23 protein-coding genes are annotated in these 26,678 nt (G+C 52.3%); 12 read left to right on the forward strand and 11 right to left on the reverse strand.

Features of this window, described 5'->3' with window-relative positions; translation table 11 throughout:
* Positions 1-53: 53 nt before the first annotated feature.
* The gene (locus KNP95_RS08320) at positions 54-1,424 is read right to left on the reverse strand and encodes a Sau3AI family type II restriction endonuclease (RefSeq protein WP_214836540.1); all 1,371 of its coding nucleotides are present in this window, start codon (positions 1,422-1,424) and stop codon (positions 54-56) included.
* A 155-nt stretch (positions 1,425-1,579) separates the two neighbouring features.
* Between KNP95_RS08320 and dcm the strand changes: the two genes are divergently transcribed.
* Positions 1,580-2,914, forward strand: a complete 1,335-nt coding sequence (gene dcm / locus KNP95_RS08325) for a DNA (cytosine-5-)-methyltransferase (RefSeq protein WP_214836543.1) — start codon at positions 1,580-1,582, stop codon at positions 2,912-2,914.
* A gap of 94 nt (positions 2,915-3,008) precedes the next feature.
* Here dcm and htpG read toward each other — a convergent pair whose 3' ends face one another.
* On the reverse strand, positions 3,009-4,877 hold the full coding sequence (gene htpG / locus KNP95_RS08330; RefSeq protein ID WP_214836546.1) for a molecular chaperone HtpG: 1,869 nt from the start codon (positions 4,875-4,877) through the stop codon (positions 3,009-3,011).
* Positions 4,878-5,156: 279 nt separating this feature from the next.
* Here htpG and gloA2 point away from each other — a divergent pair, with 279 nt between their 5' ends.
* Positions 5,157-5,537, forward strand: coding sequence for an SMU1112c/YaeR family gloxylase I-like metalloprotein (gloA2, locus tag KNP95_RS08335; protein WP_214836550.1), 381 nt, complete (start codon positions 5,157-5,159; stop codon positions 5,535-5,537).
* Between the two features lie 26 nt (positions 5,538-5,563).
* Here gloA2 and KNP95_RS08340 read toward each other — a convergent pair whose 3' ends face one another.
* Positions 5,564-6,190, reverse strand: a complete 627-nt coding sequence (locus tag KNP95_RS08340) for a TetR/AcrR family transcriptional regulator (protein WP_214836553.1) — start codon at positions 6,188-6,190, stop codon at positions 5,564-5,566.
* Between the two features lie 122 nt (positions 6,191-6,312).
* On the opposite strand from KNP95_RS08340, the gene KNP95_RS08345 reads away from it, so the two are divergent.
* Positions 6,313-7,062: an SDR family NAD(P)-dependent oxidoreductase gene (locus KNP95_RS08345; RefSeq protein WP_214836556.1), complete on the forward strand. Its 750-nt coding sequence runs from the start codon at positions 6,313-6,315 to the stop codon at positions 7,060-7,062.
* 225 nt (positions 7,063-7,287) lie between these two features.
* Complete coding sequence (locus KNP95_RS08350; protein WP_214836559.1) at positions 7,288-9,909, forward strand: S8 family peptidase; 2,622 nt, start codon at positions 7,288-7,290, stop codon at positions 9,907-9,909.
* Positions 9,910-9,958: 49 nt separating this feature from the next.
* Here the strand turns inward: KNP95_RS08350 and KNP95_RS08355 are convergent, their stop codons facing one another.
* Positions 9,959-10,285 carry a hypothetical protein gene (locus KNP95_RS08355; protein WP_021067925.1) on the reverse strand — a complete coding sequence of 109 codons (327 nt, stop codon included), beginning with the start codon at positions 10,283-10,285 and terminating at the stop codon, positions 9,959-9,961.
* Between the two features lie 122 nt (positions 10,286-10,407).
* Here KNP95_RS08355 and KNP95_RS08360 point away from each other — a divergent pair, with 122 nt between their 5' ends.
* Complete coding sequence (locus tag KNP95_RS08360) at positions 10,408-10,818, forward strand: hypothetical protein (RefSeq protein WP_214836562.1); 411 nt, start codon at positions 10,408-10,410, stop codon at positions 10,816-10,818.
* Positions 10,819-10,853: 35 nt separating this feature from the next.
* Positions 10,854-11,288, forward strand: coding sequence for a hypothetical protein (locus KNP95_RS08365; RefSeq protein WP_214834554.1), 435 nt, complete (start codon positions 10,854-10,856; stop codon positions 11,286-11,288).
* A 30-nt stretch (positions 11,289-11,318) separates the two neighbouring features.
* Here KNP95_RS08365 and rluF read toward each other — a convergent pair whose 3' ends face one another.
* Positions 11,319-12,029 carry a 23S rRNA pseudouridine(2604) synthase RluF gene (gene rluF, locus KNP95_RS08370; protein WP_021067926.1) on the reverse strand — a complete coding sequence of 237 codons (711 nt, stop codon included), beginning with the start codon at positions 12,027-12,029 and terminating at the stop codon, positions 11,319-11,321.
* Between the two features lie 96 nt (positions 12,030-12,125).
* Here rluF and KNP95_RS08375 point away from each other — a divergent pair, with 96 nt between their 5' ends.
* A complete protein-coding gene (locus KNP95_RS08375) occupies positions 12,126-12,935 on the forward strand; it encodes a hypothetical protein (protein WP_214836565.1) in 810 nt (269 codons plus the stop codon).
* Here KNP95_RS08375 and KNP95_RS08380 read toward each other — a convergent pair.
* Both KNP95_RS08380 and KNP95_RS08385 read right to left on the reverse strand, forming a co-directional pair.
* A complete protein-coding gene (locus KNP95_RS08380) occupies positions 12,923-13,579 on the reverse strand; it encodes a C39 family peptidase (RefSeq protein ID WP_214836568.1) in 657 nt (218 codons plus the stop codon). The genes KNP95_RS08375 and KNP95_RS08380 overlap by 13 nt on opposite strands.
* A gap of 72 nt (positions 13,580-13,651) precedes the next feature.
* Positions 13,652-15,028 (reverse strand): YjiH family protein, encoded by a 1,377-nt coding sequence (locus KNP95_RS08385; RefSeq protein WP_214836571.1) that lies wholly within the window; start codon positions 15,026-15,028, stop codon positions 13,652-13,654.
* A gap of 273 nt (positions 15,029-15,301) precedes the next feature.
* Here KNP95_RS08385 and KNP95_RS08390 point away from each other — a divergent pair, with 273 nt between their 5' ends.
* Positions 15,302-16,294, forward strand: a complete 993-nt coding sequence (locus tag KNP95_RS08390; protein ID WP_029596391.1) for an LLM class flavin-dependent oxidoreductase — start codon at positions 15,302-15,304, stop codon at positions 16,292-16,294.
* A gap of 41 nt (positions 16,295-16,335) precedes the next feature.
* Here the strand turns inward: KNP95_RS08390 and KNP95_RS08395 are convergent, their stop codons facing one another.
* Positions 16,336-16,647, reverse strand: coding sequence for a hypothetical protein (locus KNP95_RS08395; RefSeq protein ID WP_021067931.1), 312 nt, complete (start codon positions 16,645-16,647; stop codon positions 16,336-16,338).
* A gap of 153 nt (positions 16,648-16,800) precedes the next feature.
* Between KNP95_RS08395 and KNP95_RS08400 the strand changes: the two genes are divergently transcribed.
* From KNP95_RS08400 to KNP95_RS08415, 4 genes are read left to right on the forward strand one after another with little or no spacing between them, the layout of a single operon-like run.
* On the forward strand, positions 16,801-19,983 hold the full coding sequence (locus tag KNP95_RS08400; protein ID WP_214836574.1) for an EAL domain-containing protein: 3,183 nt from the start codon (positions 16,801-16,803) through the stop codon (positions 19,981-19,983).
* Positions 19,984-19,997: 14 nt separating this feature from the next.
* Positions 19,998-20,756, forward strand: coding sequence for a P-loop NTPase family protein (locus KNP95_RS08405; RefSeq protein ID WP_214836577.1), 759 nt, complete (start codon positions 19,998-20,000; stop codon positions 20,754-20,756).
* Positions 20,743-21,603, forward strand: coding sequence for an MBL fold metallo-hydrolase (locus KNP95_RS08410; protein ID WP_214836580.1), 861 nt, complete (start codon positions 20,743-20,745; stop codon positions 21,601-21,603). The genes KNP95_RS08405 and KNP95_RS08410 overlap by 14 nt, the downstream gene beginning before the upstream one ends.
* Positions 21,603-22,040: a GNAT family N-acetyltransferase gene (locus KNP95_RS08415; RefSeq protein WP_201455038.1), complete on the forward strand. Its 438-nt coding sequence runs from the start codon at positions 21,603-21,605 to the stop codon at positions 22,038-22,040. The genes KNP95_RS08410 and KNP95_RS08415 overlap by 1 nt, the downstream gene beginning before the upstream one ends.
* 30 nt (positions 22,041-22,070) lie before the next feature.
* Here the strand turns inward: KNP95_RS08415 and guaC are convergent, their stop codons facing one another.
* The 3 genes from guaC to KNP95_RS08430 all read right to left on the reverse strand — a co-directional run bounded on the left by guaC (position 22,071) and on the right by KNP95_RS08430 (position 26,608).
* The gene (gene guaC, locus KNP95_RS08420) at positions 22,071-23,054 is read right to left on the reverse strand and encodes a GMP reductase (RefSeq protein ID WP_021067936.1); all 984 of its coding nucleotides are present in this window, start codon (positions 23,052-23,054) and stop codon (positions 22,071-22,073) included.
* 201 nt (positions 23,055-23,255) lie between these two features.
* On the reverse strand, positions 23,256-25,313 hold the full coding sequence (locus tag KNP95_RS08425) for a PAS domain S-box protein (protein ID WP_214836584.1): 2,058 nt from the start codon (positions 25,311-25,313) through the stop codon (positions 23,256-23,258).
* A 110-nt stretch (positions 25,314-25,423) separates the two neighbouring features.
* On the reverse strand, positions 25,424-26,608 hold the full coding sequence (locus tag KNP95_RS08430; protein ID WP_214836588.1) for an MFS transporter: 1,185 nt from the start codon (positions 26,606-26,608) through the stop codon (positions 25,424-25,426).
* Positions 26,609-26,678: the final 70 nt, after the last annotated feature.

The following is a 26,678-nucleotide window of genomic DNA, read 5'->3' on the forward strand; positions in this document are numbered from 1 at the left end:
CCTTCACCTCCCTCTAATAGGAAGATTCCACGTGAGGGAGATAAGTACTCATTTTACGCGTCTAGAATCTGCTGGATGTAGTTTCTGTCCAACCAAAACGATTGTTTTGTGATCCACTGACCGTCTGGGAGTTTCACTTTGTCCTGACCGTCGGCTCCTTTTGAGCGCACATGGGCGACCTGATTGAATTTCGGGCCGGGAAGATTGTTTTTCACTCGTTTACCCGAAGGTGTCAGTTTTACTCCAGTATGGACAATGTGTTTAGCCTCGAGCCACATCGACTTCAACTCGCCATCGACCGTTTCAAGCGGCATGTTCCATAGACGTATCCCTTCGAAACGAGGGATACGTTTTTGTTTGGGAACGTAGTCCTCGTCATATCGGAAGACGAGGAAGAGGTATTTCTGTTCGGCGAACGTGTCGTACAAGTCGGATTCTTCCCAATCGTTTTGAGACAAATCATCGAAATCGACTTTGCCGAATGACATATGCTCCCGGATTTTGCCGTCAGGCTCTCGGGCAATCGTCTTGAACTTGATGTTCGCCTTCGCGAACTCTTCGATGCCAGACAAGTCGGTCTTTCGAACCCCTAAAAGCTTTGCCATGACTCGCGGAATCATCGCTTTATTGCCCGGATTATATGGGATACCTGTTTCTTCGCACAACTTGAGTAACGTCTTTCCGTAATGAGGAGAGAGTCGTGCCTCGAGGAGCTGCTCAATCGACATATCTTTCAACTCACCGTGATTGGCGATTGACTCCATCAATTCAGGGGTCAAATACTTACGGACAAGCCCCGACATATAAGAAGCTTTGAGCGAAAAGGCACGTGGTTTTGCTGGTTGCTCTGAGAACGGTTGACTGCGGACGACCGAACCATTTGCTCCTTTCGTGCAGGCTGACAAGTACATCGTATCGGCCTCGGAGATCAAATGGGCCTCGCCACGTTTGATTTTTGCGACGATTGTCTCCCAGTCTTGCCGCATCACGTCCAAATCCTCTTCTGAGAACTCATTCAAGAACGCTTTACAGATACGGTAGTCGTCGATAGGGATGTTTGGCTCATATTGATAAAGCATGATAAGCATGCTCGTGGCTTTAGATAAGAAGCTTGACGTCTCGAACGAATACTCGTGCTCGTTATGATAATCAATCATGTTCAAAACGAGCCGCTCCTTCGATGAATATGTACCATTCTTGTTTTTCTTGAAAGGGGTGACCTTCAACTCGATGCCGAGTTCCTCGAAATCAGGTCGAGCGTCCGAATTGATAGGGTAACCGAAATGGCTCTCCTCGATGACATGTCCGAGGGCACCTTTCGATCGAACATTCTTGATGCGCCCGGTCGTGTCGATCTCTCCGAACGTCTTTCCTTCGGCCTCTCTTGCCTTGTCCATCAATTCTTGAATCGTTTCATACCGCAAAATAATTCCTCCTACAGTTTACATATATAACCATTATAGCTTGTTGTTGATCCCATTCACCTTTTCTGTTAAACTAATCTCATCGAGAAAGTTCATTTGAGATAACTTATGAAATAGAGTAAATTTAAGATAGAAAATGCGAAAGGGTGTTCCCATTGATTAAAGTAGTTGAGTTATTTGCTGGTGTAGGAGGTTTCCGCATCGCACTTGAAGGAATTAAAGACGTGAATGCCGAGCCTACATCGGACAAATTCGATGTAGTTTGGGGCAATCAATGGGAACCGGCGACGAAGAGTCAACCGGCTTTCGATTGCTACGCCGAACGGTTCAAGAACCGAGGTATACATTCGAATGAAGATATCGCCTTGTCGTGGATGGAGGCGGGTCCGCACCACCTGTTAGTCGGGGGCTTCCCGTGCCAAGACTACAGTGTCTCGCGCAGCCTCAAGAACGAGCAAGGCATTCAAGGGAAGAAGGGCGTCTTGTTCTGGGAAATCATGAACATCATCGAACAAGAGAAACCGCCATACGTGTTGCTCGAGAACGTCGATCGCCTCATGAAGTCTCCGGCCAAACAACGGGGACGTGACTTCAGCGTCATGCTTCGTGCATTCGCCGACCAAGGCTATACGGTCGAGTGGCGCGTCATCAATGCGGCCGACTATGGATTCGCGCAACGCCGTCGTCGCATCTTCATCTTCGCGACCCGCACCGACCTGAATCATTCGGTACGTGCTCAACAGGCAAACCCTGAGGAATGGCTGCTCGAGTCAGGATTCTTCGCCCCGGCATTCCCGGTCCATGAACTGACGAGCGAGAAACATCCGGGCTCACAGTTTGAACTGCCGAAAGATATCGTCGAAATCTCTGATACGTTCTCGGCGACGTACCGCAATGCGGGAATCATGTCGGGCAATCGGGTGACGACGCTCGAGACGTTACCGAAACGTGAAGTGCCAAAGACACTCGGCGAAGTGGTCCAAGAAGTCTATGAGCAGTTCGGTCCTGCACCGGAGCAGTATTATTTGGACACCGAGACGATTAAAAAGTCGGGTCGGAACGAACAGGAAGAGTTGGCTTATTTGAAAGGGCCGAAGAAAATCGAGCGGACCTCGGCGAGCGGTCACGTGTACGTGTACGCGGAGGGCGGCATGTCGTATCCGGACTCGCTCGACCTTCCTGGACGCACAATGTTGACGAGTGAAGGCACATGCAACCGCTCGAGCCATGTCATCGAAGATCCACAGACGAAGAAGCTTCGTTATTTGCGCCCTGAGGAGTGCGAGGGGCTGAACGGATTCCCTTATGGATGGACGGACACGATGACGGACCGCAAACGTTACTTCACGATGGGGAACGCCCTCGTCGTCGGATTGATTGAGCGGATGAGCTATCGAATCGCAGAGATCCATGAGCAAGAAGATGACCAGAACATCTTGCAGGAAGCGATTCAGATGCAACTGTTAGGAACGTATAATAACTTCAAATAAAAAATCTCTAGTCACGACGGGAAAAATCGTGACTAGAGATTTTTTCATATCAACTTCAAAGTTAAAAAGACAGAGGTCGCCCTCTGCCTTTCAATTATTCTGCCATCAACGCGCACACCGCGTTCGAATAGGCGACCGGGTCTTCAATCGGTAGCCCTTCGATGAGGAGTGCCTGCTGATAGAGCAAATCGGTATACTGTTTCGCTTTCGCTTCATCTTCCTTATAGATGCGCTGTAACGTCCGGAAGATGGCGTGATCGGCGTTCACTTCAAGCACTTTTTCAGCTTTCATGCCGCCGCCATTCGGCATCGTGTTCAAAATCTTCTCCATCTCGATTGAGACGTCGCCGGCGACCGTCAAGCAGACCGGATGTGACTTGAGGCGTGTCGAGGCGCGTACTTCTTTGACGCGGTCCCCGAGTTCTTGTTTCATGAAGGCGAACAAGTCCTTGTTGTTCTCATTGAGCGAATGGGCCGCCTCGTCATCGAGGCCGAGGTCACCGCTCGCGATCGACTTGAACTCTTTGTCGTCATACGACTGGAGCATTTTGATGGCGAACTCGTCGATTTCTTCAGTGAAGTAGAGAATCTCGAACCCTTCTTCTTTCAAGCGTTCCGCCTGAGGGAGAAGGTCGATGCGGTGAATCGATTCACCCGTCGCGTAATAGATGTACTTTTGATCGTCTTTCATGCGCTCGACGTACTCTTTGAGCGTGACGAGCTTGTTCTCGTTCGACGAGTGGAACAAGAGCAAGTCTTTCAACTCGTCCTTGGCGGCACCGAACTGATCGTAGACGCCGAACTTGAGCTGACGGCCGAACGAATCGAAGAATTTCTCGTAGTCTTCGCGCTCGTTTTGGAGCATCTTCTCGAGCATGCCTTTGATTTTCGACTTCACGTTTTTGGCGATGACGCGAAGTTGGCGGTCCTGCTGCAGCATCTCCCGGGAAATGTTGAGCGAAAGATCTTCCGAGTCGACCATCCCTTTGACGAAACCGAAATAGTCCGGGAGCAGGTCAGGCGACTTCTCCATGATCAAGACACCGTTTGAGTACAGCTCGAGCCCTTTCTCGAACTCTTTCGTGTAATAGTCGAACGGGACCGTCGATGGGATGTAGAGAATCGACTGATACCGAATCGAGCCGTCGACATTCAAGTGAAGGTGCTTGAGCGGCTCGTCAAATCCGTAACGCTTCTCGTGATAGAACGCCTTGTAGTCCTCGTCCGACAGCTCGCTCTTCCGTTTGCGCCAAATCGGCACCATGCTGTTGACCGTATCTTCTTCGATATAGTCCTCGTACTCTTCTGAATCGTCTTTTTGACGGTGCTTCGTCACATCGAGCTTAATCGGATAGCGGATGAAGTCCGAATGCTTCTTGATGAGTGAACGAATCTCGTACTCTTCGAGGAATGATGAGTATGTCTCGTCGTCCGTGTCGGTTTTCACGTGCAACGTGATCTCAGTCCCGATGTCGGTCTTATCCGTCGGCTCAATCGTGTAACCGTCTGTGCCTTCCGACTCCCACAAGTAGCCTTGTTCACTGTCGACCGAGCGGGTGCGGACCGTCACACGGTCTGCCACCATGAACGCCGAGTAGAAGCCGACACCGAATTGGCCGATGAGGCTGTGATCTTCTTCCATCTTCGTCGCCTGCTTCATCGCGAGCGAGCCGCTCTTGGCGATAATCCCGAGGTTCGATTCGAGTTCGTCGGCCGTCATCCCGATTCCGGTGTCACGGATGGTGATCGTGCGTGCGTCTTTGTCGAGCTCGACTTTAATGAAGTAGTCGTCCTTGTTGAAGTCGATTGCCTCATCTGACAAGGCCCGGTAATACATCTTGTCGATGGCGTCACTCGCGTTCGAGATGAGCTCACGGAGGAAGATGTCCTTATGCGTATAGATTGAGTGGACCATCAACTCTAAAATTCGTTTCGATTCGGCTTGAAACTGTTTCTTTGTCATGATCGTTCTCCTTTTTAATTGTTCGTTTTTGGCACTCTGATGATAAGAGTGCTAACACTATTGATTATCCTAATTTTTAGGAAGATGTCAACCCGATTCAAACAAAACGTTGACGCGGGGCTCAGATTCACCTATAGTTGAGTACATGCGATGAGCTGGTCTATGTAAGACGGCGGACATTCCTTCGGGAGCACGTTGTGGAGCGTGGTTCGACGCGGTAGACTTTTCGAGAGCACCTCTAGTGAGAGGTGCTCATTTTTTTGTATATGGGGGATTATGATGCAACTACATACCATCCATCACGTGGCGATTATCGCCTCAAATTATGACGAGGCGAAACGGTTCTACATCGATATCCTCGGTTTCGACGTCATCCGCGAGCATCATCGTCCGGACAAAGGCGATCACAAGATCGACCTGCGGCTCGGCGCGTACGAGCTCGAGCTGTTCATCAAACCGGACAATCCGAAACGGCCGAGCTTTCCGGAGGCGTGTGGACTCCTTCATCTCGCCTTTAAAGTCGACGACATCGAGTCGGTCGTCGCTGAACTGAATGCGCACGGTGTCACGACGGAACCGATTCGGTTTGACACGTTCACGGGCGAGAAGATGACGTTCTTCTTTGACCCGGACGGTCTACCACTCGAACTGCACGAATAAAGCCCCTTCACACGAAGGGGCTTTCGTTATGGGCGCACGTAAGACAAGAGCATCTCTCGCAACACCCGCTGTTGGATGAGGGGCTCGATGTCGTCCTCTAAATAACTGATGTGAGACTTCAAAATGATATTGTTACCGAACGTACCGAACGCGTTGATGATGGTGACGACGGTCGCTTTCACATCGAGATCGCTCCGGAGCGAACCGTCCGTTTTCCCGTCCGCGATGAGTGGTTCGAGCGTCTCCATGATTTCGCGCTGCAACTCGATATAGTCGTCAATCCCGGGAAGGGGACTTGCGACGGACGAGGCATAGCTCTCGAACGCCTCACGGAAACGAGAGTGGCTTGTCCGCTTCACTTGTTGATCGAGTAAATAGTCGAGAATCGCCTCGAGTCGCGAGTAGGCATTTCCCGGTCGGTTCGTCAGTTGTTTGAACGCGTCCAACGTCGGTGCCAAATTGCGCACGGCCGCGGCAACGATCAATTGGTCTTTTTTCGGAAAGTAACGGAACAGTGTCGCGACCCCTAGCTCGGACGCGTCAGCGATGTCCTGCATTTGCACCCGTTCAAATCCATCTTGTAAAAAGAGCACCTCGGCTTGCTCGATGATACGATTCATTCGCTCTTCTTTATTTTGTTGTCGTTTACTCATGAAATCACCTCTTTGTATCTCGTTATTATACCGTGTCGAGGCAGTTTCGTTGAGAATCGAATGTGCATCGACTACTATAATGATAGTTAGACTATCATATTTAAAGAAATGGAGCTGGGATTATGCGGTTAATGGGGAAAGTAGCGGTCATTACAGGGGCAGGCAGTGGCATGGGTGAGGAGACGGCCAAGCTGTTCGCACGAGAAGGGGCGACTGTCGTCGCGACGGACATCAATCTTGAATCGGTGACGCACGTCGTGGAGACAATTCGGTCGAATGGTGGCGAGGCGATTGCGCTTCAACACGACGTTACGTCGCGCAACGATTGGGAAAACATTTATAACGAAGTCCAGTCCGTGTGCGGCAAGCTCGATGTGCTCGTCAACAATGCGGGCATCGCGCTCGCAAAACCGTTCTTGGATCAGACGGAGGAAGACTGGGCGCGCACGTATCGGATCAATATCGATGGCGTCATGCTCGGGACACAGTATGCAATCCCGCTCATGGAGCAAAACGGCGGTGGGTCGATCGTCAACATCTCGTCCATCTCGGCGCTCACAGGCATGGCCGGTGCCGGTGCCTATACGGCCTCGAAAGGAGCCGTTCGGTCGCTCACGAAAGCGGCGGCCGTCGATTACGGGAAACACAACATTCGCGTCAACTCGGTCCATCCGGGCTATATCGTGACACCGATGAGTGCGCCGCACATGGAACACCCGGATTATAAACAACATTTCTTGAATCAAATCGCTTTGCCGAATCTCGGTCGGGCTGCAGAAGTGGCGACGGCCGTCCTCTTCCTCGCGTCGGATGAGGCAAATCACATCACGGGAATCGAACTTCCGGTCGATGGGGGCGTCACAGCAAAATAAGCAACACAACTCGTTCAGGTCAGGGGAAAAATTCCTCTGACCTGTTTTTTAAATTATTTTTCGAAAAAACCATATTAGAGATAGACAAATCAAGAGTTTCCTAAAATAATGAAATTAAGTGATTTTTTGTAGTTAATTGTTGGAACCTTCAAGCCATTGTCACGTATACATGAATTGACGGATCCGTCGGTTGTAGCTTTGGACATATAGAAATGAGGAGAACAGATGAAAGCAACATGGAAACAGGTTTTATCATTCGTCACGGTACTCATGCTCGTACTGGGATTGATTCCGCCACAAGCGAGTGCGGACGCTGGAGCAGGGATGCAAGAGGCGAAGACGCTCAGCCCCGGAGTGGAAGTCACGTTCGAAACCGGGACAGACGCCACGAATACATACTGGTTCAAAATGGAACGAGGGACTCCATCGGCGATGACGCATATGGAAGTTCAGTTCGATTCGACGAAGCTCGCGAACATCTCGGTGTATCCGAGTGCCGATTTGGCAGCGAAGGACGAAACGTTCGAACAGTATCGTTCGAGCGCGTCACAAGAAGACGGACAGCAAACGGCGAAAATTCGATTCCCGTATGCATGGGAAGGTCCGTACTACATCAAAGTGGAGTATCTCCCGCTGATGGAAGAAGAAACGGTGTCGCCTTCCGACATCAAACTCGTCTACAACCCGGTCAAATTGCCGGTCAAGTATGAAAACATTGAGACGGAGGCGGGAATGTGTGCCGTCGAATCGATTTTAAATCCAGCACCAGAGCGCGACTCGATGTTGAAACTCATCCGTCGCATTCAGACGGAAGTATTGACGCAATCAGAGTCGGGCAACGATTTGGCTGCCTTATACTACCGGACGTCGCCATACCTCATCAAAGCAATGGTGAAAGATGGCGCGAAACGCCAACAAGCGTACAATGATTTGAAGGCGTTACAGCCACTCATGAACGCGCTCGTTGATCGGAAATCATACACGCTCACGCAAGCGGATGAAGCCGCCATCGAACGGTTACAGACGCTCGTGACGTCAAGTGTGCCGACAGCGTTGCAAGCAGAAGTCGACAAGGTAGCAGCTAAGCTTGGAACGGGTACGCTTGCCGGAACACCGCTCCAAGATGTAATGGGTAAATTCGGGGTATCGATTGAAGTCGATGATGCGCCGCGTTATATCGTCAAATACAAATCGTCACCGAGCAAGTCGCTCGGTAAGATGAACGCGTTATCGAACGTCTCAGCAGAGAAAGTCGATCTTGGTCGCCCAGGTGACCACTTCGCGGTCGTCGACGTTGAAGCGGCGAGCACAAAAACGCAAGCGACGGCCAAGTCGACGCTCGAGCGTGACGCGAACGTCGAATTCATCGAGCCGGTCCAGACGTATCAAGCGTTCATGGCCGACACGAGTTACGACTATCAATGGTCACTCAATTCAAAATCGGTATTGGCGCCGTTCCAAGATGCTGGAATCGGCATTGACGCTTACGAGGCACTCAACTTACCGGCACGATCGGTCAAAGTGGCCGTGCTCGATACGGGTGTCGATTATCGCCTCCTTGACTTCAAAGGACGCGTCGATATTGCCAACGAGAAGAACTTTGTCGACCCGAACGGGGAAGGCAGTGCCATCGATGACCACGGCCACGGGACACATGTCGCCGGCGTCATCGGTGCGATTCAAAACAACGGGACATCGATGCGCGGCATGATGCCGGCCGTTTCGATTCTCCCGGTCAAAGTGCTCGATGCGAGCGGTTCTGGAGACACAGAACAAATCGCGCTCGGCATCAAGTATGCTGTCGATGCGGGAGCCAAAGTCATCAACATGAGCCTAGGCGGAAGCGAGAGCCGGACGATCGGCTATATGTTGAAGTACGCGTATGACCGCGGTGTCGTCGTCGTAGCGGCAACCGGGAACGATGGCGATTCAAGCCTGTCATACCCAGCTTCATCGAAATACACGATCTCGGTCGGTGCGACGAACACGTTCGGCATCGTCTCGGATTACTCGAACTACGGATACGGCGTCGACGTCGTGGCACCGGGAACGAAAGTCGCGAGTCTCGTGCCAAACGGCAACGTCGTCTATATGGACGGGACGAGCATGGCGACACCGCACGTCTCGGCTGTCGTTGGTTTGCTGTTATCGACACGTCCGACACTCAAAGTGGAAGAAGTACGTCAGTTGCTCCATCGAACAGCGGAACCAGTCGCCTTCTCGGGCGGCGACTCGACAGGTGGGATGAGCTATGAAGATGGACTAGACTATTTCATGGAAGATTCGGAAGAAGAGCTTCCGTTCAACTATGATTACATCAGCGGCTATGGCAAAGTGAACGTGCATTATGCGGCTTCGATGCTGCGTCTCTATGCCAAGCCAGGAATCGTCCGTGACAATTCGACCGTATTTGCCGCTAGCGTGCAAAGCGGGACGACAGTGACGGTCTATAACGGCGAGAAACGTCTTGCGACAGGAACGTCGAAACAGGCTCGGGTCGCATTGAACATCGGAGCACAAAAAGCAGGCACGACACTCCGTGTCGTCTATAGCAACGGCAAGCTCGTTTCGAGCGAACGTCTCCTTGTCACAACAGGAGCTCGTCCGAAACAGCCGGTCGTCACGACACCGCGTGCGAACGCGAAACAAGTGACCGGTCGCGCCGACGCTGGAATGACGGTCATCGTGCGTGATGCGAAGCGCCGCGTCATCGGGAAAGGGACGACTGGACTCACAGGATCGTTCGTCACGAAGACACGCACGCTCAAAAAAGGAGAGCGTCTCTCGGTTCATATCGAAGATGCGAAAGGCCGCGCCAGCCAGATGAAGCAAGTCATCGTCAAATAAGTGCGCAATCAACAAGGAGTTCGCCGCGGCGAACTCCTTGTTTTGTCTTCTATTCGAGGATGCCGAGGAGCTCCATGACGAGTAGGACGAACAGTCCGGAGCCGAGGACGGCCGCGAAGAAGACGAGCACGGCGTACTCTTTTTGTTTCAAGATGGCCCACCATCCGGTCACGAATGCTCCGAGCCCGAGGACGGAGAACGTGGTCATATAGCTGAGCCGAAGCATGTTCGCGGCGTTGTCGCTCCAAAGCGTCGAATGAAAGGTCGTATCGAAGTTATCGAGCAGGAGGAACGGCACGTACATGGCCAGGAACAAGCCGATGAGGATAATCGACCACTTGCCGACCGAGGTGCGAGGAAACAAGGCGCCATTCATGACGATTCACCTCTTTTCGTTGCGAGATCATCTGTATAGAACTATTCCCGTTTTGGCGAAAAGTTGACGGATTTCGTGGAAACGACATGATATAGTCGAAATGAGAGAATGGGGGGACGAGGGTGGAACAGTTCAAACTGAGACGGATTTGGGAAGACGTGTTGGAAATGGAAGTCGAATTGACGCTGAAAGGGAAATGGTGCGCGGTCACGATGGACGAATATGTCACAGGTGCCGACATCGAATCACTCGTCTCCACGTTACGGGCGTTCAATGCACGAAACGGGAAGTCACCTGAGACTTGGGCGCTCGATGTCCCGCTCGTTCACGTCTCGTTAAGGTTCGAACTGGCGAATGCGCGAGGGACCGTTCGGGTCAATATTGAGATGGAACAAATGAAAGGCGATGGTGGAGACATGAAGGCGACGTTCTCGTTCGAGACGACGATGGGGCAGATGGATGAGTTGCAGCGACAACTGTCGGCATTCTTGGCGTGCGAAACCGATTGGGTCGAATCGCTTCGCCCAGAATAAGTGGCCAAGTCAAAACGAGAAAGCGGGTGTAGAAAGTGAAAACTCAATTTGAGATGGAACGGATTTGGATGGATGAGACCGAGCTGTTTTACCAGATTAGGCTTCAGCTCCATGCATCCGTCTGTTCGAGCAATCAAGATGTATATATGCAGGACGAGACACTGCAAGAACTGATTGACTCGATTGCTGGATTCAACAACACCTGGGGCAAGGAACCCGTGATTTGGCAGTTGTTGGACCCGGATGCGGATGACCATAAAATCAGCCTCACGTTCACGCTGATTGATCGGACAGGCACGATTCAAGTCGACGTCTTCATCCATGACGAGTGGCAACACGATCCGTTCGACCACTTCCATGCGACCTTCAAGTTCAAGACGACGATGGGGCAACTCGATGACTTATGCGCCCAACTCAAACGCTTTATCCGACGAGAGACCGACCATGTCGCATCGCTCTATGAACGATAACAAGCCCAGACAAAAGCGTCTGGGCTTGTTTTAATACCATTCTTTCGGTTCGTAATTCAATTCGCGGAACAACTGCTCACGCTCTTTTTTCGACAGGTCGCGCCATTGTCCGGGCGGGAGCTTGCCGAGCGTGATGTTCATGACACGTACGCGCTGAAGACGGTACACTTCGTAACCGAGCGCTTCACACATGCGTCGGATTTGGCGGTTGAGCCCTTGTGTCAGCGTGATGTTGAAATCGAACTTCGACAGTTGGTGGACTTTACACGGCAACGTCTTCTGACCGAGAATTTTGACGCCGGCTTCCATCTGTTCGACGAACTCCGGGGTAATTGGCTTATCGACCGAGACGATGTATTCTTTCTCGTGCTCCCCCTCAGCGCGAAGGATCTCGTTGACGATATCACCGTCGTTCGTCATCAAGATGAGCCCTTCCGAGTCTTTATCGAGACGGCCGATATTGAAGATGCGTAGCGGGTGGTTGACGAGGTCGACCAAGTTGCCTTTGACCTTCTTCTCGGTCGTGCTCGTGATGCCGACCGGTTTATGGACGGCGATATAGACGTTGTTTCGTGCGACACGGGCGGCTGAACCGTTGACGAGTACTTCATCTCCTGGATTCACTTGGTCGCCGATTTTCGCTTTCTTGCCGTTGATGGTGACCCGTCCTTCTTCGACGAGACGGTCGGCTTGGCGGCGTGACGCCTTACCGGATTCACTGATGAATTTGTTGATACGCATAGATCCACGTCCTTTTTTTGGCTTCGTCCTCTCACTATAACGTATTTTACATGTGCCTGAAAGCGGGAAACGACCGAGTAGAGAGGATGTGGCACGATGGATCAGGCACGTGTGCTATTGCAAGACGCGATTCGATTTCAACAAGCGCTCATGGCGTCGTCGTTTCAGGCGGAACTGATCGACGGGGCGTCCCCGGTCCTATGGTATGGGAGACCGACGCAGCAACAATGGCTCACCGTCGGGACGAACCCGTCGCGCGGCGAGTTTTACGAACGGGATGGTACCGTTCGAAGCGGAGTATCGCAAAAATTCTATTGGCGTGACGAATCACTCGATACCTACTTACAAGATGAAAGTGCCCTCGAAGCGACGCTCGACTACGCCGCGACTTACTTCGAGGCCGGACAGGCGACGACGAGCTGGTTCGGCAAACCGGGCGGGGCGAAACTCGAGGCCCTGCTCGAAGGTATGGGTCGCTCGTTCTACGACGGGTCCGCGCTCCATGTCGACTTTTTCAAATATGCGACGTGGCGTCAGATGGGCCAATTGCGGACGGGACGACAGTGGATGGAGCACCCAACATCGCTCGATTTGCTCGAACGGACGATTCGTTATGTGACCCCGTCCCGTTTGGTCGTCCTGGGGCGGGATAACTGTGCGGCATTTAATGGGTTCACGCACAGTGAACGGCTGGACGCGTATCCGAGCGCCCGGTTCGAACTCGGCTATCACATGACGCTCGGTATCCCGATGATTGGGTTACATTTCAAACCATCCGAGGTGTTCGTCGGTCTCGGGAACGGTCGAGACGCTTTCGGGCTCCACCACGGTTCGTACGTGAAACGCGAGCATCTAATCAGAATCGGGACGGCCATCGAGACGAGCGCTCGTCGTTATTTCGGCTGAACGTCCTGGGGCGGATAGACGCGTGTGATGCTGCCCCAAAAGTTGAACTCGTTGAAATCGATATAGCGGATGTCGCGGGAGCGGTTATCGAGCACCTCGAGCAAGATGACGTCGGGAAAGCCCGGCTTGTGGAAGATGATGTACCCGATTCCGGTCACGGAGTGATTTTTATAAAATCCGTTCGCCATATTCAAGATGAAGGGGCGGTCGGCCGCGAGTTCGCGCTCGAATGTCGACCATTTCCATAAATAACGTGAGCTGCTATGCCCTTTGTAGCCGTAATGGGCCCATAGTTTCGTGACGATCGTACTGATTCGAGTCGGCGGTGTGCCTTTCTCGTCTTTGAACTGATGGGCGAGCGCAATCTCACGCGCGTCTCGTTGAATCTCGATTACGTCCTCTGGGATGCGCTCATAGCCAAGATCATGGTAATAGCGAAAAATGGCCGTCATCGAGGTGAGCGTACAATTGTTCTTGCCCCCGCTGAACGCTTTTTGAAGCAACACTGGAACCCTGCTGATGCGCTTCTCGCTTTTGACCGTCCAATGGCCGTGATAGCGGTCGTTCACGTAGGCCTTAGGGTCGATGATTCCAGCGTAGCCTTTCTTCGCTACTTCGAGCTGTCCGGCATAATGTTCGTCCATGACGCACCTCCCTTTTTCTTTATTATACAAACAACGCCCGTCCTCTGGAATGAGAGAACGGGCGTGTCGTCGTCAAAAGATGAGATGGGCGATCCCGACGATAATCGGTAACGTGATGATCGTCCGCAACAAGAAGATGAGAACGAGATCGAAGAACGAGATTGGCAATTTTGAGCCGAGCAACAATCCACCGACCTCAGACATGAAGATGAGCTGGGTGACGGAGACACAGGCGATGACGAATCGCGTCAACTCACTTTCGATGCCGCTGCCGAGCACGGCCGGCAAGAACATATCGGCGAACCCGACGACCATCGTTTGGGCCGCTGCCTCTGCTTCTGGCACTTGCAACAGCATGAGAATCGGTTCGAACGGTTTGCCGAGAATCGTGAACAATGACGTGTGCTCGGCGATGACGAGCGCAATCGTTCCGACGGCCATGACGACCGGCAAAATGCCGAGCCACATGTCGAGCACGTTTTGGAACCCGTCTTTGAACGTGGCGCCGGCGCCTTTACTCGATTTTGATTTGAGCAACGCTTGACGTAGTGCCCAGACGCGCATTGGGACATTCGCCGGCACCGGTTCTTCCGGTTTCAATTCCGTCTTTTCATATGCCGTGTCGGGCTTACGGGACAACGGATAGATGCGCGGCATGATGAGCGCGGCGACGATACCAGACAAGATAATAGTTCCGTAATAATGCGGGAAGTAGGCGTCGAGTTTCATGTACGACAAGATGACGATCGTGAACGTGATCGAGACGACAGAGAACGTCGTGGCGATAATCGAGGCTTCCCGTTTCGTGTAGTAGCCTTCTTCATATTGTCTTGTCGTTAATAAAATTCCGATCGTGGCGTCCCCGACCCAAGACGCGAGCGCGTCAAGCGAGGCCCGACCCGGTAGACGGAACAGCGGGCGCATCACTTTGATGAGCATCGTACCGACGAACTCGAGCAATCCGAAGTTCAACAGGAGCGGCAATAACATCCCGGCGAACAAGAACGTCGCGAATAAAATCGGAATCAATTGATAAAGCAACAGGCCGCCCGTGAACTCGGACGTGATCGCCTCGGGCCCGATGACGAGTAACGTCATAAAGCCGGCGATGAAGCCGATGACGCGCATCACAAACCAAAACGGTGTGACGTTGAACAACGTGTTCAAATGAGGGCGCTCTAAGATGAACGCCGGTTTGACCGCATACGCGATGAGCGAGCCGACGACCGAGATGCCCATCATGATGACGGCAATCGTCGGTACGATGCCGCCGATCAAATCAATCAGCCAGTTCGATAAAAAGGCGACGGGAATGGTGAACCCGTCACCAGACGGGATTGGGACGATGAAGAATAGAATCCCGATTAACGATGGAATGATGAATTTCATGTAATCTGCTGACGTGAATGTGGGTCCGTCATGACCGGACCGGTTTGGTGTATGATTCATTCAATTTACCCCTTTTCCCCGAAAGTGTAGTGTGCGCTTCACTGGCACGTCCCCATCGTGCGTTACGTGAATTGCTATGAAGGAATAGCTTCTTCTCGTTCATTATAGAGAAGTGAACATCCAGCAGGCAACAACCCGTTGTAATTTTCTGAAAAAAGAAAGCGTTCTCAAGAGCGAACTATTCGTATTCTCCGGCTCACTTTAGTATGATGACGGCGAGTCTTACAAAATCGAGATATTCACCATATATACTTTAGGAACGGAGCGATACAGATGAGATTAAGTGTATTGGATCAAGCGCCGGTGACATCCGGACATACGTCAGAACATGCGTTACAAAGTGCGGTCGAACTGGCCCAATTGGCAGAAGAGCTCGGCTATTACCGGATGTGGATGGCCGAACATCACGGCGGCATGTCGTTCGCTAGCTCGGCACCTGAAGTCGTCGCGGCTTATATTGCGGCCAAGACAGAACGAATTCGTCTTGGGTCAGGTGGCATCATGATGATGCACTATTCACCGCTCAAAATGGCCGAAGTATTCAAGACGCTCAGTGCGCTCGCACCGGGCCGCATCGACTTTGGAGTCGGGCGGGCACCGGGTGGAGACGCCAACGCCATCTACGCGATGTCGCAAGGGCAAAAACCGATGATGGACGGCCTGTATGAAAAACTCGGGACGACACTCCAACTCATCAACGATGAGGCGCCGGAAGAACGATGGTATAAGAATACGCCGGCAGCGCCGACGGGTGTGAAGCTCCCTGAGGCATGGCTCCTCGGGTCGAGCGGGAACAGCGCCATCCAAGCAGGACGGATGGGGCTCGGCTATTCCTTCGCTCAATTCTTCAATGGGGAGCTGAGTGTCGCGGCGCTTGACGCGTATCGTCAGCACTTCACCCCGTCCGCTTTCATGGAGAAGCCGGACATCAGCGTCACGTATCTCGTCACGACGGCCGAGACGGAAGAAGAGGCCGAGTATTTGGCACGTCCATCCGATCTATCGCGCCTGTTCTTGATGAAAGGCCAGCTCCGCCAATTGATGAGTCCGGAGGCAGCACACGACTATCCGCTCACCGAAATCGACAAGATTCAAATCGCCAACAACCGAAAAATCCATCTCGTCGGGACACCGAAGCAGATTGCGACGCAACTGCAGGAAGAATCAGCCCATTATGGATTTGATGAGGCGATGATTTGCAGCATCCAGCATACACAAGAGAGCCGCTTGAACGTCTATCGGTTGCTCGCCAAAGAACTTCTATGACGAAAACGCACCTATTCCTAACGGAAAGGTGCGTTTGTCAGTTAGAGGAACAGTTGCATGAGCACGAACAAAGCGACAAGCCCGCCGAGCGAGACGGTAAAGAAGACGGCGACCGAACGTTCGTGATTGCGTAAGATTGTATACACCCCCACGACGAACGCACCGAGTGCGGCGGCGATGGCCAACATCGATACGATAGCCGCCCACGTGTTGTCGAATAACGTGTCGAAGTTGAATGGTTGAGCGGATTGGACGATGAGAGCAGACACGAGTAAGAGCACGAACACCGCAAGCAACAAGAGGACCGACCATTTTCCAGGCCGTGTCTGTGGATAGACGTTTCGACTGAGCATGATGGTTCACCTCACTTTTGCGACTTTTACTTATCTATACCCGATTATTGACCGCTCGTTAAAAACGTCTTCCCCTTTTTTTAAACGGTTTCGTGAACAAGACCGGCTAAAACCACTAAACTAGAAGAAACGGAGATTGCCTGGAGGTACAGTATGCAGCAGATGAAGATCGATCCGCACTATTTGTTTGACGTATTCGTTCAATTATATCGAATGGTGTTTTTGATGGAAGTGACGCCTGAGGGATATCGGTACGCACGCGTCAGTGAACAGGGGAAACTGGCGTCCTCGCTCCCGGACGATGTGAGTGGCTTGTATTTACATGATATGTATGCGGTCGATGTCGCCAACGAGTTAATCGTGCATTATGACGAAGTCGTCGCGACGCACGCACCGGTCTATTTCATGTCACAAATGAATATCGAGACCAATACCGCCCGTTTTGCTTCCTCGGTTCTCATGCCGCTTGAAGATGAGGCGGGTAACGTGCGCTATGTATTAGGGCTGACGACCGATTTGTCGGAAGAGGCAGAAATGAAGCTATTGAGTAGCATCGAGAACATCGATTATTTGACCGGGATGCCAAACTTGATGAAAGTGAAGCTCGAGCTCGAGAAGCTGTTCACGAAACAAGAAGGAGCGGAAGCGACGAGTGTCATGCGCTTGCACATCAATCGCTTTAAAATCATCTTATCTCTTCAAGGTGTGGAACAGTCCCATCGCCTGATTAAAGAGATGACGCGGCACTTATCGGACCTGTTGCCGAAAGGATCGATTATCGGACGCGTAGACGGTGAAGATTTTATCGCTGTGCTGCCCCACACCTCAATCGAGACAGCGACGATACATGGGGAACGATTGCTTGCGGCCATCGCAGCGTACACGTACCAAGTGGCCGAGACCGAGTTCGCTTTATCCGGTTGTCTCGGAATCAGCGCGGGGAGCGAGGACGCCGACCGGGTCATCATGAATGCGTCAACGGCGCTCCTCGAAGCGAGACAAGCGGGCAAGCAAATCATCAAAGTGTACGAAAAGGACGATTATGTCCAACATTATATCGATGAGATGACGATTGAGATGGAACTCATCAAGGGACTGAAAGCAGATGAACTGAGCGTCGTCTATCAACCGAAAGTTGGCTGTCAGGACGGGATGGTTCATTTTGAGGCGCTCGTGCGGTGGCATAGTGCGGCGCTCGGTAACGTCTCATCGGAAACGTTTATTAAGATTGCCGAAACGTCGCTCTTGATTGAAGACATTACCGGGTTCGTTTTCGACCGCGTCTGTCGTGACATGATCGAGCAACCGGACCTGTTTGCAGGGCGACGTGTCGCGGTCAACGTATCCCCGGTGTTGTTTCGGCAAGACTATATCAAACAGTTATTACAGGTGCTCGCGACATACGGGTTGAGACCAGAACAGTTCGAGTTTGAGATCACGGAACATACGCTTATGCAAGAACCGCTCCTTGGCATTCAGACGGTCGACTATTTGAAAACAAAAGGCTTTCGCGTGTTGATTGACGACTTCGGCGTCAGCTACTCTTCCCTCAATTACTTGAAGATGTTTGAGATTGACGGCATTAAAATCGACCGCTCATTCATCAGTCAATTAGATAAAGACAACGGCCTGAAAGAATATGAAATCGTCAAATTGATTGTCTCACTCGCTAAAAAATTGAATTTAGAGGTCACGGCCGAGGGGGTCGAGACGGAAGCACAGTATCGGGTGATGGAACAGCTCGGTTGTGATGAGATTCAGGGGTATTTCTTCAGTCGTCCGCTCCCGCTGAATGATCTCCAACAAGCACTCGATGCGCTCGTCTATCAACATGCGGCGCTACGGCAACTCGAGTTGGCCACGACTTCTCCGTCGACGGTACTTGATGAACAAGAAGCTGAGCGATTGAAGACGATTCTGCGCCTTGAGATTTTAAACACTCCGCGAGAGGAGCGCTATGATCGGATTACGCGACTTGTCGCGCGCACGCTGAACATGCCGGTCGCGCTCATCTCGATTTTGACGACAGACCAACAATGGTTCAAGTCCTGTGCGGGTCCCTTGCTTGAGAGCCCACACGTGGACCGGGAATGGACACTGTGTAATCGAGTCGTGACTGGCCAATCTTCGGTTGTCATCGAGGATGTGCAGACGTCTGAGGCCGGGACAAACAATCCGTTGCTTGAAAACCTCGGTTTTTATGCCGGTGTTCCGCTCACGACGCGAAGCGGACATGTCATCGGCACGCTTTGTGTGACGGACGAACGAGCTCGCACGTTTGACGAGGCAGCGTTGCAGTCGCTTGAAGATTTCGCGCGTTGGGTCATGGCTGAAATCGAATTGACGGAACAGACACGGGCCCAGGCCCAACGTCAACAGACGCTCGAGTCACTTTATGAGGTGACGGCACTTCATGAACCGTTCGGCAATAAACTAAAACGGATTCAGACGGTGCTCCGCGGCTGGATCGGGTATTCCCATGCCGTCGTCTTCTCGACGGAGTCGAAACATCGCGTCTTATCGGAGGACGGGGAAGGCAAGCTCGACTGGACGAGTGATGCCCTGCAACAACTTCATGCTTTGACGACAATCGGGCACCAAAAACTAGGTCGTGCCGAACTTGTGATCGATGGACTCGAGTTTAGCTCGATGATCAGTCTGCCGTTGTCCAATGATGGCAAGACGTTCGGTTGGGTCGTATTCTTGGCCGAACAGGGTAGCTTGAACGACGTCGTCGACGCCGCGGCGATCAACGAAATGACGGATACGATATTGCTCGTGACCCGGTGGATGGAGAACGAGATTCGGCGCGAACGTAAGCATCAAGAAGTCATCGAACTCATCACCCAAGACAGTTTGACGAAACTGGCGAACCGACACTCGTTCATGACCGACATGAGACAAAAGATGAATCGGAAGCAGTCGGTCGTGCTGTTGTTCATCGATTTGGATGATTTTAAACAAGTAAACGATTCCTACGGTCATCTGATCGGGGATGAAGTGCTCATCGAGACGGCACGACGGATTCGCTCGTTCAGTCAAACGTATGACGGGAAGGCGTATCGCTTCGCGGGCGACGAGTTTTTAATCGTCATCGATACGGAGCGAGAAATAGTCGAGGCAGACCGATTTGAGGAGTTAAACCATCTCATTTCCCAGGAAATGAACGTCGGAGATGGCTTGTCCTTGAGGTTGTCGGCCAGCATAGGCGTCGCTTGCTCGGAAGACCACGCTTCGCTCGATGCGATGATTCATCACTCGGATGCGGCGATGTACGTCGCTAAAAATTGCGGTGGGGATGGGTATTACGTGTACGACTCCCATCAAGAAAATTGATACGGAGGTATCATATGAGCAAATTATGGCTGATTGAAGGATTACCAGGGAGCGGGAAGACGACGTTCGCGGAAACACTCGCTGCAACACCAGGCTATACATTTTATTCGGAAATCGATACGTCACATCCGGTCGATGTTCATGACGTCTATTGGGTCGAAGCAGACGGTATGACGGAAGGCGAGGTCATCGATCAAGACGGAAACGGTCGATTCATACGATATCGTCTAAACGAAAATCGCTCTGGGGTGGACGTCTATGAGCTGCCGTTCGATATACATGTTGAATTGATGATCGGCCGTTGGCGTCGTTTCGTGGAGCAGGTCAAAGGAGAGGACGGTACGTACGTATTCGAATGTGCCTTCCTGCAAAACCCGTTCACGATCGGTATGGTGGCCCAAGACGTCCCGAACGAGCAGATTGAAGCCTATATCGAGACGGTGGCAGATTTACTGGCCCCGCTCGACCCGACCGTCGTCTATTTAGAGACGGTCGACGTTCCGACCGTGTTTCGCGATGTCTATGCGGAACGGCCGACAGAGTGGCAACGTGGTTTCGTCGAGTATTACACCACTCGCGCCTACGCTCAGGCAAACGGATTGGACGGGCTCGAAGGGACGATTCAACTGTTGAAAGACCGGCAACGGCGTGAATTGAGCTTGTTAGAGCGTTTGCCGGTCCGGACGATTCGCCTTGTCAATGACGAGCGAGGGGCGTTCGAAGCGCTTGACGTGTTACGGAGCAAAGAGGAGGTCAATCATGCAGACACTTAAGCGGCATTCGGAACGGTTTTGGTATATGGACCCAGTCGCGGAGACCGACCGTCCCATTTTAGGGGCTGTCGTCGGCGACGCCCATACGCTCATGATTGATGCGGGGAACTCTGAGGCGCACACGAATTTATTTCTAGACGCCTTGACCGAACGGGGCATCAAACGACCGTCAATCGTCACGTTGACGCATTGGCATTGGGATCATATCTTTGGATTGTCGGCGCTAACCGACATTGTCTCCGTCGCAAGCACGGCGACAAAAGCCGGGATGGAACGGTTGCTGCCCTATGCGTGGGACGATGCTTCCTTAGCCGAACGGGTCGAAGACGGAAGCGAGATCACGTTTTGCGCGGAAGCGATCAAACTCGAATATGGAGAAGAGCGATCGATGCGTGTCGTCTTACCGACGCTCACGTTCGATGATACGCTCACCCTCGACCTCGGCGGGGTACACGTCATTCTGAAGCATGTTGGTGGAGATCACGCTGCCGATGCGGTCGTCGCTTATGTACCAGAGGAAAAGGTGTTGTTTTTAGGGGATGCCCTCTATGCGAACTTGTACGCGCCGACTTGGCGAATGACCCCGGCACGGACATTGCGTCTCTTAGACCTGCTCGATCAGTTCGAGGCCGAAGCGTACGTCTGGTCACACGGTCAAGTCGTGACTCGTGCCGAATATGAGAAAGACCGAGACGTTTTACGCCATTTGGCCCGAATCACCACTTATTTCCCAGGAAATAAAGAGGCGATAACCGCTCAATACGAACGTCTGACAGGTCGGACCGTCGACGAAGAAGCACAAGAGCTGATTTCGTTCTTCGTGAACGGTTCGAGCGAGGAAGCGTGATGGACATCAAACGAATTCATGATGAGGACGAAGCGTTTCAACAATTTTTGACGAGTCGATTGCGGATATTCAATGACGCTCATTCGGTACACCATCGCGAGATCCGCAACGCCGACGTCCCGGTCGTTCAGTTGAAAGTGGAACAGGACGGGGACGTGATCGCTGGGTTGTTCGGGAGCGTCTATTGGGGCTGGTTCGACTTGGACCGACTGTGGGTCGCGTCAGAACATGCGGGGACCGGCCTAGGGAGCCGTCTGCTCGAGGAAGGGGAACGGTTGGCCCACGAACTCGGGGCGACGCGCGTCAAGTTGACGACGTTCTCGTTTCAAGCGAAAACGTTTTACGAGCGTTTTGGTTATGAAGTCGCAGGAGTGCTCCATGATTACCCGCCGGGATCGGACTACTATATGATGACGAAGCAACTGACAGCTGATTGAAAAAAGGCGACTCGCGCGAGTCGCCTTTTTTCAATATACTTTATCACCGTTAAAGATTGAGTTTTTCACCATGACGTAATCGACGGTGCGCAATGCATCGAGATTGTCCCCACCCGAGTAAGAGATGGCCGATTGGAGGTCTTGCTCCATCTCGGTCAACGTGTCTTGGAGCGCCCCTTTATGCTCAACGAACACTTTCTTGCCTTCGACGTTTTTCCGTTCCCCTTTTTGGAATTCAGAAGCCGACCCGAAGTATTCTTTGAGCAACTTCCCGTCCTGTTCGAACGTCTCACCCGGAGACTCGTCGTGTCCGGCAAACAGCGAACCGATCATGACCATCGATGCCCCGAAGCGAATCGACTTGGCGATGTCGCCATGTGTCCGGATGCCCCCATCCGCGATAATCGGTTTTGTCGCCGCCTTGGCACACCAACGGAGTGCGGCGAGTTGCCACCCGCCCGTGCCGAAGCCCGTCTTTATTTTCGTGATACATACTTTACCTGGCCCGATGCCGACCTTCGTCGCATCTGCCCCGGCATGTTCGAGTTCTCGGACCGCTTCTGGTGTCCCGACGTTACCGGCGATCACGAACGAGCTTGGAAGATGGTGTTTGATATGTTGAATCATCCGGATGACCGCATTCGAATGACCATGCGCAATATCAATCGTAATGAATTCCGGTGTATGTCCGGCTTCCGCAAGCATCTCGACGAAACGATATTCGTCCTCTTTCACACCGACGCTAATCGATGCATACAAGCCACGCCCATGCATGTCCTCGATGAATTGGAGTCGCGTCTCTGGGTTGAAGCGATGCATGATATAGAAATAGCCGTTCTCGGCAAGCGACCGAGCGACGTTCTCATCGATGATGGTCTGCATATTGGCTGGAACGACCGGCAGACGGAACGTGAAGCCGCCGAGCGTCACGCTCGCATCACATTCAGATCTGCTGTCGACGACACATTTTGCGGGAATTAATTGAATATCTTCATAATCAAATACTTTATCCATGTTGTCACACCCCTATTTACGAACAATTTGGTTTGTTGAATGATAAATACTTCGCCCATTCGGTAATGTAACGTAAATTAGAGCATATGTCAAAGGGATATGGCGATAAAAGGCAAAAATTCTGGATGATTGCTGGTTAATCATCTCTAATGTTCGTGTTTAGGTACTTTTTTTCTATGTTTCACGTGAAAAAAAGACCGCTTAGGAGCGGTCTTCAAACAAAGCGTATTGATTGCGGCCGTTAGCTTTCGCCTGATATAAGGCCAAGTCGGCTCGTTTGAGCAACAGTTTTGTCGACATGCCCGGTCGGTACGGGGCCACGCCGACGCTAGAGGTCGTGACGAACGAATGGTCTTCAATCTGCCACGGGCGCTGAAGAGCGGTCACGAGTTTTTCGGCCACGCGTTTTGGCGCGTCAGCTTCCGTGTAGCGGATGAGTACCGAGAATTCGTCACCGCCAAAGCGGGCGACCACATCTTGATTTCGCAATACGTCGGTCAAACGAGTGGAGAATTGGCGCAACAACTCGTCGCCAATGTCATGGCCGAGCGTGTCGTTGATTTGTTTGAAACAATCGATATCGAGCGACAGGATGGCGAGTGACTCGTCTTCTTCCTCGAACCGGGCCAACGTCTCTTCCAAATAGGCGAGGAAATAGCGCCGATTCGGTAAGTCGGTCAACGTATCATGGTAAGCCAAATGCTTGAGCTGTTTTTCAAGCACTTTTCGCTTCATGATTTCACGCGTGACGGTCAAATAGTGAAGCAGTTGCCCCGTATCGTCATAAATCGCTTGAATCTTCGTTTCGAGCCAAATCCAACGACCATCTTGATGCAGATGACGGAATTCGAGGGTGAGCGGCTCGCTCTTCGCTGTCATCGTCCGGAGTTGTTGTCTCGCCGGTTCGACGTCATTCGGATGGATGAAGTCGAGCGTGTTCTTGCCCTCGTAGAACGACGAGGCATATCCGAGCACGGTTTGATGGGACGGCGAAGCGTAGCGGACTTGACCGTCACGCTCGAGGATACAGACAAGGTCGCTCATATTCTCTGTGATCAGACGATATTGCGTCTCGCTCTGGTGCAGGGCACGCTCCATCTCACGTTTCTCGGTCACGTCACGCAATAAGGTCATGACGGCGGTCGTTCCTTCGTAATCAATTAACAGGCTGCCGATGTCCATATGCAGTTTTCGACCGGCCGGCGTGACGAGCACGATCTCTGTATCTTGGACCGGATCGCCTTGGCGCAACGCCTGAAGGCGTGCCTTGGTCGTCTCATGATATTCCGTGGCGACGAACGTGAAAATCGATTCGCTCTCGATGTACGTCTCGCCAATCGTTTCTAGCGCCAAGGCGTTGGCGTATAGAATCACGCCGTCTTTATGAACGATGATCCCTTCAGGAATCGTCTCAATCAATTGGCGATACCTTCGCTCGCTCTCCTGAGTCGCCCGTTCGGCATTCTTCTCCGGGGTGTGGTCGATAATGATGGCGAACAGTCCAGTGATATGCCCCCCGACTTCAATCGGAATATTCAAGATGGCCAAATCGAGCCAGTTGCCCGTCTTTTGCGGAGCGGTCATGCCGTATTTGTGCGGCGTGCCAGACAAGGCAGAGCGGAGACCCTCATCGACAAGGGCCCGTTCTGACTCGGGCAACCATGACAAAAAAGACTCCCCCAACAAATCGGCTTCCTCGTAACCGGTAATCTGTGTGACGGCAGGATTGACCGATTGGACGCGAAACGCATCGTCGAGAACGAAGATTCCGTGCGGTGAATAGCGTTGGAGCGATTCGTGCTGATCTTTCAAGATAGACAACTCGAGTTCACGACGTTTCCGTTCTGTCACTTCCCGGACGACCGAGATGACGTGCGTGCAGGCACCCGCCTCATCGAAGACCGGCGTCACCTCGGACTCGTAGTAATAAACGGGTAAGTGAATCTCGTGTGAGACGACTGCTGTCGTATAAGATGGTTCGGCCAGGCGATAGTCCTCGAAGACGAGACTCTTTCGTTCTCGTACCGCCTCGTCATAATGGCGCGTGACGAGAGCGGCCGTCTCGGGTGGTACCATGTCCTCGACACGTTTCCCGATATCGGCCTCGGTCCAGCCGATCGCCTGTCTTCCCGGTTCGTTTACAAATACGTAGCGATAAGTTGAACCGTCCACTTCCATGAAGAAGACAAAATCAGAGATTTTGTCGAACGTACGGAGCAGGACGGAGGAATAGTGTTGGATGGTCTGGTCGGCGTGCATCATGTCCCTCATTTCAATCAAAAACTTTTCGGCGCGTCATTCTCATATTACCGTAAGTTGTGACAAAATGTGTGAACATTCAAAAAAAGACAGGACGATGAAAAGTCCTGTCAGGCAGCTTGTTTCATTTCGGTCCGCTCGCGGCGGCCGTTCATCAAGTAATAGAGGAACACGGTAAAGAAGACGACACCGGCAAGTAACAGATACAGTGTCGAGAAACCGGTCAACGGAATGAGCAAGCCGATAAAGTAAGGGCCGAACCCGAGTCCTGCGTCGAGGGCGATAAAGAACGTCGACGTGGCCATGCCCATCCGATGAGGGTCCGCCGCTTTCACGGCGATCGCCTGCGTACCGGACTGGATATTCCCGAAGCCGAGACCAATCAGCGCCCCGGCGAGTAACAGCATGACGGCGTTGTTAGCCTGGCTCAAGACGAGCATTCCGACGGCAAAGAGAACGATGGCCGGGTACATGACGATATTGGCGCCGCGCGCGTCCATCAGACGACCGGTGATTGGCCGTGAGATGAGGACGGCGATGGAGTAGACGAGGAAGAAAATACTCGCCGCTTCGACGAGGTCAAGCTCGCTTGCATAAAAATTGATATAGGACAACACGCTCGAGTAGCTGAGAGCGGCGACGCCGATGATGAGCGCGATTGGTAACGCCTTCGGCTCGACGAATGCACTGAGCGAAAGCCCCCGGACGACTTGCGGGTTGTCAGCTTCGGGCACCGTCACGAATAAGGCGCTACCGAGACTGATGAGACCGATGACGAAACAGGCGAGAAAGATCACCGAGAAGCTCGTGTATTGGCTCATCATCAAGCCGACGAACGGTCCGATGGCAGTGGCGAGCGTCGAACTCATGCTGTAGTAGCCGATACCTTCGCCTTTTCGAGAGCCGGGAATGACTTGGGCGACAATCGTTCCGGTCGCCGTGCTCGACAGTCCCATCCCGAGACCGTGGACAAAGCGCGTAAACAGTAAGAAGCCGATGCCAAAGTCGAGGAAATAGAGCAAAATCGTAGCCGTGAAGAACGTCAGGCCGATCAGGAGCGTCTTGCGACGTCCAATCGAGTCGATCAAGCGCCCGATAAAGAGTCTCCCGACGAGGGTCCCGATAATGAAAATACCGGTAACAAGGCCGGCCTCGCTCGTCGAAGCCCCATATGCTGAGACGGCGTGGACGCCAATCGTCACCATCAATAAGAAAAAGATGAGTGTTAAGAAGAAGTTGACGAGAGAGATGATGAGGAAATCTTTCGTCCATAGTTTTTGTGCGGTCAGTTGCATCTGCAGCCCGCCTCCTTATCCGTTTGATTCTAAATAGTTAATAAACATAACTAAAGGAGTATATCAAACG

The organism is Exiguobacterium sp. s36, assembly GCF_018618345.1.
In the GTDB taxonomy this organism is placed as follows: domain Bacteria; phylum Bacillota; class Bacilli; order Exiguobacteriales; family Exiguobacteriaceae; genus Exiguobacterium; species Exiguobacterium chiriqhucha.